The organism is Campylobacter sp. IFREMER_LSEM_CL2194 (assembly GCF_025771685.1).
Classification (GTDB): domain Bacteria; phylum Campylobacterota; class Campylobacteria; order Campylobacterales; family Campylobacteraceae; genus Campylobacter_D.
Genome location: NZ_JAKMQS010000007.1, coordinates 99,847 through 112,547, shown reverse-complemented (window position 1 = coordinate 112,547; position 12,701 = coordinate 99,847). Strand labels below are relative to the sequence as shown.

13 protein-coding genes and 2 pseudogenes are annotated in these 12,701 nt (G+C 29.6%); 3 read left to right on the top strand and 12 right to left on the bottom strand.

Annotated elements, in window-relative coordinates; translation table 11 throughout:
- Positions 1-253: 253 nt before the first annotated feature.
- The 9 genes and pseudogenes from L8V79_RS05190 to moaC form a co-directional block, all read right to left on the bottom strand.
- Entirely contained in the window at positions 254-895 is a 642-nt protein-coding gene (locus tag L8V79_RS05190) for a potassium channel family protein (protein WP_263702767.1), read from the bottom strand.
- Positions 892-2,235, bottom strand: coding sequence for a TrkH family potassium uptake protein (locus L8V79_RS05185; protein ID WP_214126720.1), 1,344 nt, complete (start codon positions 2,233-2,235; stop codon positions 892-894). The genes L8V79_RS05190 and L8V79_RS05185 overlap by 4 nt, the downstream gene beginning before the upstream one ends.
- A gap of 95 nt (positions 2,236-2,330) precedes the next feature.
- A complete protein-coding gene (locus L8V79_RS05180; protein WP_039627765.1) occupies positions 2,331-3,665 on the bottom strand; it encodes an anaerobic C4-dicarboxylate transporter in 1,335 nt (444 codons plus the stop codon).
- 18 nt (positions 3,666-3,683) lie between these two features.
- Positions 3,684-5,096: an aspartate ammonia-lyase gene (locus L8V79_RS05175; protein WP_039617251.1), complete on the bottom strand. Its 1,413-nt coding sequence runs from the start codon at positions 5,094-5,096 to the stop codon at positions 3,684-3,686.
- Positions 5,097-5,449: 353 nt separating this feature from the next.
- Complete coding sequence (locus L8V79_RS08235; protein ID WP_412175184.1) at positions 5,450-6,538, bottom strand: methyl-accepting chemotaxis protein; 1,089 nt, start codon at positions 6,536-6,538, stop codon at positions 5,450-5,452.
- Between the two features lie 300 nt (positions 6,539-6,838).
- Positions 6,839-7,390, bottom strand: a pseudogene (locus L8V79_RS08230) (cache domain-containing protein); the annotation flags it as partial.
- 83 nt (positions 7,391-7,473) lie between these two features.
- The gene (locus L8V79_RS05165; RefSeq protein ID WP_263702765.1) at positions 7,474-8,604 is read right to left on the bottom strand and encodes a hypothetical protein; all 1,131 of its coding nucleotides are present in this window, start codon (positions 8,602-8,604) and stop codon (positions 7,474-7,476) included.
- 11 nt (positions 8,605-8,615) lie between these two features.
- The gene (locus L8V79_RS05160; protein ID WP_039617258.1) at positions 8,616-8,879 is read right to left on the bottom strand and encodes a DUF493 family protein; all 264 of its coding nucleotides are present in this window, start codon (positions 8,877-8,879) and stop codon (positions 8,616-8,618) included.
- Complete coding sequence (gene moaC / locus L8V79_RS05155) at positions 8,857-9,330, bottom strand: cyclic pyranopterin monophosphate synthase MoaC (protein ID WP_039627771.1); 474 nt, start codon at positions 9,328-9,330, stop codon at positions 8,857-8,859. The genes L8V79_RS05160 and moaC overlap by 23 nt, the downstream gene beginning before the upstream one ends.
- Positions 9,331-9,417: 87 nt before the next feature.
- Here moaC and L8V79_RS05150 point away from each other — a divergent pair, with 87 nt between their 5' ends.
- Both L8V79_RS05150 and L8V79_RS05145 read left to right on the top strand, forming a co-directional pair.
- On the top strand, positions 9,418-9,579 hold the full coding sequence (locus L8V79_RS05150; protein ID WP_039627773.1) for a highly acidic protein: 162 nt from the start codon (positions 9,418-9,420) through the stop codon (positions 9,577-9,579).
- Between the two features lie 2 nt (positions 9,580-9,581).
- Positions 9,582-10,891: pseudogene (locus tag L8V79_RS05145) on the top strand (MFS transporter).
- On the opposite strand, the gene L8V79_RS05140 reads toward L8V79_RS05145, so the two are convergent.
- A complete protein-coding gene (locus L8V79_RS05140; RefSeq protein WP_263702764.1) occupies positions 10,860-11,336 on the bottom strand; it encodes a cysteine permease in 477 nt (158 codons plus the stop codon). The pseudogene L8V79_RS05145 and the gene L8V79_RS05140 overlap by 32 nt on opposite strands.
- 104 nt (positions 11,337-11,440) lie before the next feature.
- On the opposite strand from L8V79_RS05140, the gene L8V79_RS05135 reads away from it, so the two are divergent.
- On the top strand, positions 11,441-11,824 hold the full coding sequence (locus tag L8V79_RS05135) for a group III truncated hemoglobin (RefSeq protein ID WP_263702763.1): 384 nt from the start codon (positions 11,441-11,443) through the stop codon (positions 11,822-11,824).
- Positions 11,825-11,838: 14 nt separating this feature from the next.
- Here the strand turns inward: L8V79_RS05135 and L8V79_RS05130 are convergent, their stop codons facing one another.
- Entirely contained in the window at positions 11,839-12,522 is a 684-nt protein-coding gene (locus L8V79_RS05130; RefSeq protein ID WP_039667888.1) for an AMIN domain-containing protein, read from the bottom strand.
- Positions 12,512-12,673 carry a hypothetical protein gene (locus L8V79_RS05125; protein ID WP_163197158.1) on the bottom strand — a complete coding sequence of 54 codons (162 nt, stop codon included), beginning with the start codon at positions 12,671-12,673 and terminating at the stop codon, positions 12,512-12,514. The genes L8V79_RS05130 and L8V79_RS05125 overlap by 11 nt, the downstream gene beginning before the upstream one ends.
- Positions 12,674-12,701: the final 28 nt, after the last annotated feature.

The window sequence follows — 12,701 nt, the reverse complement described above, 5'->3', positions numbered from 1 at the left end:
TTATATTTGGTAATAAATAAAGAGTATAAATATCTTATTATATTCTTTAAATAATTATAATATAGTGTTTTTATATAAATTTGATAATAGTTGTTATAATCTTAAAATAGCTTATTAAAAAAATATATTTAATTATAGTTTATGTGTTTTTATAAATTAGGTAATAGGTAAAATAATATATGGAATGTTTAATGGAAGATGAAAGGTGGTTTAAGTGTAAATTTAAAGCTTAAAAATAAGCTTTAAATTTTTATTAATATTCATATTGATTTAATTCTTCTTGAGTTCCAAGTAGCATTAATATATCATTTAAATAGGCTGTAGCTTCTAAATCTGGCATAATACTCCAAGTATCGTGCTGTTTATGTGCAATAACTTTTAAATTTTGTCCGATAGATTGCAAAGTTTTTCCTGCTAAATTTTCATCCACTAAAAGTTTTGCTACTTTGATGGTATTAGCTGAGAGATCTATGATTTCAAAATTAGGATTAGTAATAAGAATTTTAGCCAAACGTTTTGCAGATTCTTTTTCAGGATAGATAACCTTATTAACCCCAAGCTTTGAAAGAATTTGTCCATGTGTAGAAGAATTTGCTTTAGCAATGATATTTTTTACCCCTATCTCTTTTAAGGCCATGAAAGTGAGTATGCTTGATTCTAAATTTTCACCTATGCTAAGTATGACAACATCAGCATTTGCATAGCCTGCTTCTTTTAAGGCTATAGTATGAGTAGAATCCAAAATATAAGCAAAATCTGCATGATCTTGTAATTCCTTAACAGCTTCTTCATCAATATCTGAAACAATAACTCTTTTACCCTGATCAATAAGTTCTTTTGCTAAAACAGAGCCAAACCTTCCAAGTCCTATAATACCATAAGTTTCTTTTTTCATAATATGATTTTTCCTTTTGGATAATTTAAATATTTTTCTTTTTCTTTAAAAAATATACTAAATAAAAATGCAAGCACACCCACTCTACCACTAAGCATAAGTAAAATGATAATTAACTTACTTTCAGAATTAAAAAGCGCACTAAGTGATAAAGTTCCGCCATCACCCACTGAAACTCCTACTGTAGCAAAAGCTGAACTTGTTTCAAAAAGCAAAGGTAAAAAACTTTTATCATTCTCGATTAAAGATAAAAGCAATACACAAGTGATGATATATACAATAGAACCTACCGCTATAATAAAAGCTTTATTAATAGTTTCTGCAGGAATTTCAAAGTTAAAAATTCTTGCATTGCTATCTTTGATACTCCAATAAGCATAGATTAACAATACAGCAATAGTAGTTACCTTGATACCACCAGCTGTTCCACCAGGCGCACCACCTATAATCATAAACAAAGATCCAAAAAATAAACTTGCATCTTTAAAGGTGCTAAGATCAAGAGTGTTAAACCCTGCCGTTCGGTAATTTACCGCTGTAAAATAAGCACTCATAATTTTATCAAAAAGTGAAAATTCTCCTATGCTTTTTGGGTTATGGTATTCAAATAAAAAAACCACTAAGCTTGCAAAAATAATCAATATAATAGTAGAAGTTAAAACAAGTTTTGTGTGTAAGCTTAGGCTTGCAAAACGCTTTTTAGAAAAAAAGTATAATTCTAATAATACAAAATAACCCAAGCCTCCAATGATAATCAAAGAGGTGATAATAAAATTAATCCAAAAATCATCCCTATAAGGCATTAAACCACTTTCAAATATACTAAATCCTGCATTATTAAAAGCAGAAATGGAGTGAAAAATACTAGCCCATAGAGCCTCACTTAAATTCATATCAAGCTTAAACCTTAGAAATAATAATACTGCACCTATAAGTTCAATAGCAAATACAAAAAATAAAACCTTTTTTAAAAATCCTACAAGCCCATCAGCGCCAGGATAAATCAAGGATTCTCTTAAAAGATTTTTTTCTCCAAAACTCATTTTTTTACGCACTAAAATATATAAAGCCATAGCTATACTCATATAGCCTAAACCGCCTATTTGAATAAGCAATAAGATAACAAGTTGTCCATAAAAACTAAAATCTAATGAAGTATTTAATACAATAAGTCCTGTCATACTTACAGCTGAAGCACTAGTGAAAAATGCGTCTAAAAAAGATATGGGCTTAGTATGCATAATGGGAAGCATAAGGATAAAAGTGCCAAAAAGTGCTACTAGAATATAACCTATAAATAATATTCTTATATTTTTTCTATCTAAGGATAATTTTGTCATATTAATTCTTTGAAATTAAAAAAAACATTCTACTTAAAATTAGTTAATAAATAAAAGAAGAAAACTTCCCACTTTAAAAGTGGAAAGTTAGAGTATTAAAGCATTCCTACAGCTAAGAAGCCTAGAGCAACAGCTATAGCTATAGCTAATACGCCAGGGATAAAGAATGCATGGTTAAATATGAATTTTCCAATTCTTGTTGTGCCTGTATCATCCATTTGAACTGCACCTAATAAAGTAGGGTAAGTTGGAAGAACGAAAAGTGCTGAAACAGCAGCAAAACAAGCAACTAGCATATAAGAGTCGCTAGGATTTGTAGCTGAAATTCCTAATGCGGCGATGATAACTGGAACAATAGCTTTTGCAGTAGCTGCTTGAGAATACAAAAGCATACTAGCAAAGAAGAAGGCAACAGCAAGCATAGCTGGAGTTTGTTTAACCCATTCACCTGCTACTTCTTTAATACCAGCTTCATGACCTGCAACGAAAGTATTTCCAAGCCAAGCAACACCAAATACACATACACAAGCTGTCATACCTGATTTAAATACACTTGTATCTAAAATTTTTGCAGGTTCAACTTTACATAAGAATGTAATTAATGTTGCAGCGGTTAATAAGAAACTCATAATCGCAGCATCTCTTGGGATAACTACTGGATCAATCCATTTGATATTGTTAGAAATTGCTGTAGCATAAAGAACAACTGCTAATACTGTGAATAAGAAAATAGCAACTGAAAGTTTTGCACCCGGTTTGTCTTCACTTTGTAAAACATCAGAAGCACTTTTTACAAGACCAGCTTTTAAGCGTTCTTGATATACAGGGTCTTTGCTAAGATCCATTGGAGTGATTAAACTTACAATGAAAGCTGTAATCATACAAGCAGCAAAAGTAGTTACAATCCAAATACCAATTAATGCAGGATAATTCCAACCAAGTGGTTCTAATACACCAGTCATATAAACAACAGCAGCACTAACAGGAGAAGCTGTAATACCAATTTGTGAAGCAACAACCATTAATGAAAGTGGAACTGATGGTTTGATGTTTTGTGATTTTGCAACATCAATAACAACAGGCATTAATGAAAATACCGCATTACCAGTACCTGCTAAAATAGTAAGTAACCAACCGCAAGCTGGTGCAAGGTAATTGATGAATCTTGGATGTTTACGTAAAATTCTTTCGGTAACTTTTACCATATAATCCAAACCACCTGCTTGTTGCATAGCAGAAATTGCAGCAATTGCTGCAGCAATGATTAAGATAACATCCCAAGGAATATTACCTGGTTTCATACCTAAAACAAGACCTAAAATAACAACACCTAAACCTCCGGCATAGCCTATCGCTATGCCACCAAGGCGGATACCTATGAATATTGCCCCAAGAAAGACAACAAGTTGTAAAATAATCATAATATCCATGATTAAACTCCTAAGTTATTAAGCTTTTCTTTTTTCTGTCATATGAGGATTTAACATATTTTCTGGTGTTAAAATCTCATCAATTTTTTCTTTTGGTAAATAACCTCTTTCAAGACAAATATCACCAACTGCCTTACCTGTCTCTAAAGCTTCTTTAGCAATACTTGCAGATTTTTCATAACCTAGAACCGGGTTGAATGCAGTTACAATTCCAATTGAATTTAGTACAAGTTTTTTGCAGTTTTCAGGATTTGCTTTTAATCCCTTAATAGCTTTTTCAGCTAAAGTTTTCATAGCATTTTCAAGCAACACTATAGAATTGAATAGTCCATAAGCAATACCTGGTTCAAATGCATTAAGTTCAAATTCTCCTCTTTCAGAGCAAAGCATAATGGTAACATCGTTGCCTATAACTTCATAGCAAGCTTCACCTACTGCTTCACAAATTACTGGATTTACCTTGCCTGGCATGATAGAACTACCTGGTTGCATAGCAGGCAAGCTAATTTCAGCTAAACCACATCTTGGACCTGAATTCATTAATCTTAAATCGTTTGCAATTTTTGATAGTCTTACAGCTGCAGTTTTTAGTGCACCACTTACATGCACAAAATCAGCTGTATCTTGAGTAGCAGCGATAAAGTCTTCAGCTGGTTTAAATTCGACACCAGTAATTTCTTTTAATTTTTTCTCAACCACAAATTTATAATCAGGATGACAGTTGATTCCTGTACCAATAGCTGTTGCACCAAGATTTAAATAAGTCATTGATTCACGAGCTGCTGTGATTTTTTCAATATCGCTTTTAATATAGCTAGCAAAAGCGTTGAAAGTGTTTCCTAATGTTGTAGGAACTGCATCTTCAAGCTCTGTTCTACCCATTTTGATGATATCTTTGTATTCTTTAGCTTTAACTTCTAATTCGGTTTTTAAAAGTTCCATAGCTTTTAAAAGATCAGTAAGTTTTGCATAGGTTGCTACTTTGATTGAACTTGGATAAGTGTCATTTGTAGATTGACCTAAGTTTGTATGGTCATTTGGATGAAGGTATTGGTATTCACCTTTTTTGTGTCCCATGCTTTCAAGAGCAATATTGGTGATAACCTCATTAGTATTCATATTTGTACTAGTACCAGCACCACCTTGGATCATATCTACTACAAATTGATCTAAAAATTCACCAGCAATCAATCTGTCGCAAGCTTTGGCGATAGCATCAGCTTTGTCAGCATCAAGAACCCCAACTTCTTTGTTAGCAAGAGCAGCTGCTTTTTTAACTTGAGCGAAAGCTTTTACAAAATAAGGATAATCTTGTAATCTTCTACCACTCATATGGAAGTTTTCTAGTGCTCTAAAAGTTTGCACCCCATAATAAACTTCATCAGAAATTTCTAACTCACCAATAAAGTCGTGTTCTTTTCTTGTTCCCATGATGTACTCCTTGTGGGTTTTATTTAAGTTTCATTTATAAACTTATTCGTATTATATAACAATTTCTTACAAAAGTATCATAAAAATTTCTAAAATTTTCAAATTTCAATAAAAATATATAAATAATATAAGATGTTGATATTCATTTTCTAAAATTTTTAATAGTCTTAAATATTTATTTATATTATTTATAATTAATATTCTTGTTTAATTTTTTATACTTTTAGTTTATAGATATTTTTTATAAGAAATTTTTTGTAATAATGAAAAATATATGAAAATTATAAAAAGCAATTAAAAACATAATGAAGGATAGTAATTAAACTAAACCCATTAAGGGTTTAGTTAATTATTTAAAACTTTTTCTTTCTAGCATCCTCTAAGATATCACTAGCTATTTTATTTACATTATCAGCTACTATAGCACTATCATTAGCTATTTTTAAATTCTCTTGAGTTACATGATCAATTTGAGCTACAGCATCATTTATTTGAGTAATACCTGTAGTTTGCTCTTTAATACTCTCACCCATTTCATTAATAGATTGAACTAAGATATTAGTATTAGCTTCAATCTCACCTAAAGACTTTTGAGTTCTTTCAGCTAGATTTCTAACTTCATCAGCAACAACAGCAAAGCCACGTCCATGTTCACCAGCACGTGCTGCTTCAATAGCTGCATTTAATGCAAGTAGGTTAATTTGATCAGCAATATCTCCAATAATAGAAGTAACATTTTTAATTTCTTCACTTTGAGCAATTACTTCACTAGTTTTATGAGATACATTTTGCATAGAAGAAGTAATCTCTTCTAATGCTGCTGCTGTTTCTTCTAAAGAAGAAGCTTGGCTTGATGAAGAATCAGTTAAGTTCTTAACAGCACTTTGTAATTTACCACTTTCACTAGCAAGTAAGTTAGCAAATTCAGATGATTGTCTTAGCATAGCTACTATTTCTTTACCTAATACATTAGTAGTTACTTCAACCCCACCTTTAGCATTAGCAACTTCTGTTGTAAAGTCTAAGGCTTTATAGCTATCAAATACTCTATTAATTTCATTCATATTAGAACCAACCTTTTGTTCTAATACATTTAGCATTTCATTTAATACATTTTTTAATTCTATTAATTGAGGGTTAGCAGGAATTGCTGTTATTCTAGCTGTTAGATTACCACTTTCTATTTCTTTAGCTGTATCAACTGATTGTTCTACTGCTTTAGCATCTTGTTCTAATGCATTTTTAGTTTTAGTGATGTTTTCATTGATAGCTTTGGCTATAGCACCAAGCTCATCATTTGTTTTAACATCTATCATAGCCGAATCTTTAGTTTTATGATTGATGAAATCAAAGAAAGAGTTAAGGCCTTTTTGGATTGCTTGTAAAGGGGATAGATAATAAGAGATGATGAAGTAGAGTATGATAACACTTAAGGCAACCATGATACTTACAACAATTGTTTGTATTGTTGCTGTTTTGAAAATAGGCTCATTTATAACATCAGCACTTTCAGTACTACAAACAAGGTAAGAAGATATTTTAGCACATATACCCAGTCTTTCTTTTCCTTTTAATCCATATTCAAAGAAAGAATAATCACCATTTTTTTTGTGTGCATTTAATACCGGCCCATGATCTACCGATGGATCTAATAACTGCTTGTTTTTAGCAACAAATATCTTTCCGTTTTCATCAAATAAAAAGCTATTACCAGGCATATTTTCAAAATTTTCTTGAAGCTCTTTTACTGGAATATCAACCCCAATAATTCCTACAAAATTACCATTTTTATATATAGATTTAGTATATGTTATTACATATTGATTTGTTGCTTTATCAATATAAGGAGAAGTGATGAAAATATCTTTATTTTCTTTGGCACCAATATACCATGGTCTAGTTCTAGCATCATAGTTGATATTTTGTCCATAAATTTCGATATTTTTATTATTTTTATCACTAGTATCATTACTTACAAGATTTTCTCCATTATCTAAACTTATAAAAGCAGATAAAACTCCAGAAGCTTTTCTATATGATTTTAAAATAGAGCCAACATTATCTATCAAAGCTTGTTCGGAATTTAATTTTTCATATGGAAATTCCAAAATTGTTTTTTCCAAATTTAAAATTAAATCACTATTGTGCTTTCGAAATGTTTCTAAAGAAGTTCGAGCAACTTGTAAAATATCATTTTGCCTTTTTAGCTCATTATCATAAAGGTATGTTTTGGTAAAGTAAAAACTTAACACACCTAAAATAATCAAACTTAGTGCAGTGAAAAAATTTGCCATTAAAGACAATTTAACTTTCAAAGTGTTAAACATAATTTCCTCCGTATTTTATTTTTGTAATTTTAATTTTTAAAAATTAATTATCAATTAATATTTTTTTTAATTAATTTTTTTGCTTTTTCCCACAATCTCACTCCCAATTCTTTTGCATTGTTTTTATCTAAATTTTTATATTTATGGCTTGCGAGTTTTTCGAGTTCATTTAACTCTTTGGCTAAGATATTGAGTTTGCTTTGTGCTAGCTTGCTAAAATCATCAATTTTTGGATTTTGTTTAATTTCATTAATTTTGATAAGAATTTGCTCTCTGTTTTCTTGTATTAAGCGTTTAAATTTAGCAAATAAAGTGTCAAATTTATTTTCTAATAAATCTTTAAGTATATCTTTTACGGGATTATTAAAATCTAATGATATTTTTTTAAGCATTTGGATAAATTCTTGCTCTATGTCTATAAGCTCTTTTTCTTTATTTTTTAAATCATGTTCTAAAGCGCTATATGCAAAGCTTGATTTAAATTTTTCAATCGCCAAAGAAATTCCTTCTTGTGTCCCATAAATACTTCCAATACATAAATCATAAGCAAAGGCTTGTGATTCATTAGCAAGTTCAAAAGCAGCATTTAAAACTACTTGGGATATTTTTAAAATTCTTTCTTTTTCAAAGCTTCCTTCACAAATTGCATTAAATACAAGGTTTTTAGCGATTTCACAAGATGTAAGTTCTATATTTTCGCCTTTTTCTAAAGTTGTTATAAAGGCGCTTTCGGCAGTTTCTTTTAAAAGGCCCAGTATTTCTATATCATAAAGCATAGCATCATTGATGCTTATATTAAATTCATTTAAATTCAAATCTTTTAAAGTTTTTTCTAGATCAAAAAAATTATCACAAATTTTGTATTTAATAGTGTTTTTTTGTTCTTCAATTTTTGCTTTTAATTTACCGTATTCATTAATATAATTAAAAAATGTTTTTTTATCCTCTTCTACTCTAGCTTTGATGATACCTTGGATTATTTTGGAAATATTTTCTTCATTTATCAGTTCAACTTTCTCTAATACCTTAGAAAAGATAGCAAAAAGTTCTTCATTGCTGGCATTTTCAAAACTAATTTTTTTATAACTTAAATTAAAAACGAGATCTCCAATTAGGTTTGGAATTTCATTTTTTTCACAAGCTAGGAGAGAATTTTCAAAAATAATGGCTAAATTTTTCATAATTTTCCTTTTTATAGTACAAATTTGGCTTTGCTTTTTAATTGATTGAAAATATTTAAACGATCACTTTTGCTATCAACATAAACACTTAAAAGATAACTTTTGTATGTGCCTTGTTTGCTAGTATTTGAGATTTTGTATTTAAATTCTCTTTCATTAAGTATTTGAGTAAAAACTTCTAAAGCATCAATCCCAGCTTCAAAAACGACTTTATAATCCCAAAAAGTAGGATAGTTTATAATAGGTTCTTTTTTAAGATCGCAGATATTTACCACTTTTTCCTCCTTCTTTACTTTCTAAAACTATATCAGTAATTTGCATACTTTTATCAATAGCCTTAACCATATCATAAATAGTTAAAAGTCCAATGCTAACAGCAGTTAGACTTTCCATCTCAACTCCGGTTTTTCCTTCACATTTTACGGTTACAAAAAGTTTAAAAGAACATTCTTCTTTGTTTTCTTCTATATGAGTTTGTACTTTTGAAATCATTAAAGGATGGCACATTGGGATAAGATTTGAAGTTTGCTTAGCTCCTATTATGGCTGCTGTAATGGCAGTTTGTAAAACAGGTCCTTTTTTAGCTTTGTTTTCAATGATAGCTTCAAATGCTTCTTTGCTCATGTATATTTTACCGCTTGCACAAGCTTCTCTTTGGGTGATATCTTTTTGACTTACATCTACCATTTTGGGATGATTTTTTTCATCTAAATGCGTTAAATTCATATTTTTCCTTAAGTAAAGTTTGAAAAATTATACCAAAATGTATATTTTTATATTAAAATACTACTAAAAAATTTTAAAGGATTTATAATGGCTTATGACGATGAAGAATTTGAAAATTACGATGATGAAATGTATGATGAAATAGATGATGATACTTATGCAAATAATCAAAGATCGTATAATTATGATGATGATGATTATGAATACGATGATGATTATAGCGATGATGATACTTATGAGATGGATTAAGAGTGAGTAAAAATCTTACTAAAAAAGATATAAAAGTTTTAGGTCTTTCTTCTTTGGGAGGGACTTTAGAATTTTATGATTTTATCATTTTTGTATTTTTTGCAAGTTATATTTCTAAAAATTTCTTTCCTGAAAATTTAAGCCCATTTTAGCAAATGTTTAATACTTATGGGATTTTTGCTGCAGGATATTTAGCTAGACCGCTTGGTGGTATAGTTATGGCTCATTTTGGCGATAAATTTGGCCGTAAGAAAATGTTTATGCTTAGTATTTTACTGATGGTTATACCAACTTTTTTACTTGCTTTTATACCTACTTATGAAAGCATAAGGTATTTATGTATAGTATTTTTAGTATTTGTAAGGATTTGTCAAGGTATAGCTATAGGCGGGGAATTGCCTGGTGCTTGGGTTTTTGTATTTGAGCATGCTCCAAAGGGTCAAAAACGTACTTATCTTGGGATTTTAACAGCTTCTGTGGTAGGTGGAATTTTACTTGGTAGTTTTGTATTTTTGATGATGAATAAATTTTTTACACAAGAAGAGCTTTATGAGTGGGCTTGGAGAATTCCATTTTTCTTAGGTGGAATTTTTGGGATCATTTCTGCTTATTTGCGTAAATTCTTAAGAGAAACTCCTGTTTTTGAGCAAATGAAAAAAGATAAAGCCCTAGAAAAATTTCCTTTAAAAGAAGTGTTTAAAAAAGCCAAGTTGGGCGTTTGCTTTCTATGTTGATAACTTGGGTTTTAACTGCTTGCATTGTTGTGATGATTTTAATCATACCTTCTTTTATGGCAAAAATTTTAAGTATTGATACAAGCATTCAAACTTACATGCAAATGCTTGGCATAGTTGTACTTGTAATTGGCTGTATATTAAGTGGAATTTTGGCTGATAAAATAGGCATAGTGAAAGCTTGTGTGGTTTTTTCATTAGGATTTTTCTTAACTTGCTTGTTTTATTTTAATGCTCTTTATACTAAAACACCTGATTTTAATACAGTGAGTGTGTATTATTTAAGCGCTTGTTTTTTTGCTGGAGTGATGAATTTTTGCCCTTTAATGATGAGTGAAGTATTTGATGCTAAGATTAAATTTTCAGGACTTAGTTTTTCATATAATATAGCTTATGCATTAGCCGGTGGGTTTACCCCACAACTTGCTCTATTTTTACACACCATTGCTTTAGGAAATTTAGAAAATATTGCTCGTTTTTCTTTGGGATTTTATATGTTAGCTATGGCTATAATCTCACTTATTTGTGCTTTGATGTTTAAATATCTTAGTAATACCCAACGCACATACTCTCAGTGATTTTAATACGCTTTTCCAAAGGAGTGGGACTAAAAAAATGGCATTTTTCGATGTAAATATTATAATTATAATCTAGATTTAAAAGATCGTAAAATGCCTTTAAATTTACAAATTTAACCCCACATACTTCTTTTATATCTAAGATTTTATAAATTTGAGAATTATTTTTTTCTACTAAATGAGATGGGGCTAAAGTGGTAAATGAGCAAAAAGCACTTGCTAACACATAGCCACTTAAATTTTCACATTTTTGTATAAGGTGTTGGTGTTTTTTTAAAATACTTTTTTTGTTTAAAAATACCACTCTTGTACCTTGATAGCGTGCTGCTTGAGCGTTTTTCCAAAATTTATAAGCGTTTTTAGAGATATTTGCTAATTGATGCAATTGCACATTTAAGACATAATCATCTAAGAATTGATTGGGTGGTAAAATAGTATAAGTCATAGTTTTTCTTTAGTTTTTTAAAATTATACTAAAAATTGACTTTTGTTTATATTTTTAATTTCTAAATTTAATACAATAAGTAAAAATTATTTTTAAGGAAAAGCATGAAATTTGAAACTATTAATCATGAGGGTATAAAAAAACTTATGGATATTTTTTATGCAAAGGTTAGGGCGGATAAGGATTTAGGACCTATTTTTAATGAAAAAATCGGCACAGATGATGAGAGTTGGAAAAAACATAAAGAAAAAATAGCAAGTTTTTGGGCAGGGATGTTTTTAGCTGATCCAAGTTATAGTGGTTCACCTTTGAGAGCTCATCATGAATTGCCTCCATTTCCAAGAGAATTTTTTGATATTTGGCTTAATTTATTTGATGAGAGTTTGCAAGAAGTTTTTGAAGATGAACCAAGAAATATCATTATAGAAAGAGCTAGAATGATAGCCCAAAGATTTCAAATGATTATTTATGATCATAGATTTGCTTAAGAGTTTAAAAACTCTTAGCGATAGTTAAATGTATGTAAGTTTTCACTATGCGAATATTTATAACTGTATTTTCCATCAAGATATATTACCAAACGATAATACCCTTTATGTGAACCAAATACAACTTTTCTAACTTGTGCTGTATTAACTTGCAGTGTTTTGGTGTTAAAATTTTGTTTTTTAGCAAAATCTATAATAATTTTAGTAGGATCTCCTATAGAAAGATGTCTTAGTATTTTATCCTGGGTTTTGATATTAATTTTGTTATTGTAAAAACCAAGAGAAATAAAATTATAAATATTTCCGCTAAAAAGTGGTGTTTCTATGTTTAAAGTAGTGTTGTTTTCTTCTGTTTTTGAGTTTTTATTTCCTTGTTTTTGTGGCACGGTTACAGATACATCAAGTATAGGCGTGGCATTTGGACTTTTAGTTTTTATAAATGAGTAGGTATCATGCCAGTTAATACTTTTGTATATATCCAGAGTGGTTTGTTCTTCAGAGCCATCAAGGTTAATGTAAGTAATGGTAATATTTTTTAAAATTCTCGCATCAGAATTAAAGTTAAAATCTTGCCTTTGGAAAGGACTAAGTTTTGCAAATTCGGTATTTTTTTGTTCTATATTATTATCAAAAGGATTGTCTTTTGCATTTAAAAATACACAAGAAAGTAAAAACAATATAAAAAATTTAATTCTCATGCGAATTTTCTCCCTTAAGTCTTAAAAGTTGCAAATATTCTTTTTGAGCTTGAGCATTCTTAGCTTTTAAAGTCATTATATTTTTTTCTAAAATTTTTTGCTCTTCTTTAAGTGTTAGTAGTACATCTAGAGAAGATTTGCCAAAAAACATATTACCAAAATACATAGCAACAATAATA

Excerpts from the sequence above, each read along its gene's own strand:
- L8V79_RS05190 (WP_263702767.1), bottom strand. The coding sequence starts at position 895 with ATGAAAAAAGAAACTTATGGTATTATAGGACTTGGAAGGTTTGGCTCT.
- L8V79_RS05185 (WP_214126720.1), bottom strand. The coding sequence starts at position 2,235 with ATGACAAAATTATCCTTAGATAGAAAAAATATAAGAATATTATTTATA.
- L8V79_RS05180 (WP_039627765.1), bottom strand. The coding sequence starts at position 3,665 with ATGGATATTATGATTATTTTACAACTTGTTGTCTTTCTTGGGGCAATA.
- L8V79_RS05175 (WP_039617251.1), bottom strand. The coding sequence starts at position 5,096 with ATGGGAACAAGAAAAGAACACGACTTTATTGGTGAGTTAGAAATTTCT.
- L8V79_RS08235 (WP_412175184.1), bottom strand. The coding sequence starts at position 6,538 with ATGGTTGCCTTAAGTGTTATCATACTCTACTTCATCATCTCTTATTAT.
- L8V79_RS05165 (WP_263702765.1), bottom strand. The coding sequence starts at position 8,604 with ATGAAAAATTTAGCCATTATTTTTGAAAATTCTCTCCTAGCTTGTGAA.
- moaC (WP_039627771.1), bottom strand. The coding sequence starts at position 9,330 with ATGAATTTAACGCATTTAGATGAAAAAAATCATCCCAAAATGGTAGAT.
- L8V79_RS05150 (WP_039627773.1), top strand. The coding sequence starts at position 9,418 with ATGGCTTATGACGATGAAGAATTTGAAAATTACGATGATGAAATGTAT.
- L8V79_RS05140 (WP_263702764.1), bottom strand. The coding sequence starts at position 11,336 with ATGACTTATACTATTTTACCACCCAATCAATTCTTAGATGATTATGTC.
- L8V79_RS05135 (WP_263702763.1), top strand. The coding sequence starts at position 11,441 with ATGAAATTTGAAACTATTAATCATGAGGGTATAAAAAAACTTATGGAT.
- L8V79_RS05130 (WP_039667888.1), bottom strand. The coding sequence starts at position 12,522 with ATGAGAATTAAATTTTTTATATTGTTTTTACTTTCTTGTGTATTTTTA.
- L8V79_RS05125 (WP_163197158.1), bottom strand. The coding sequence starts at position 12,673 with ATGTTTTTTGGCAAATCTTCTCTAGATGTACTACTAACACTTAAAGAA.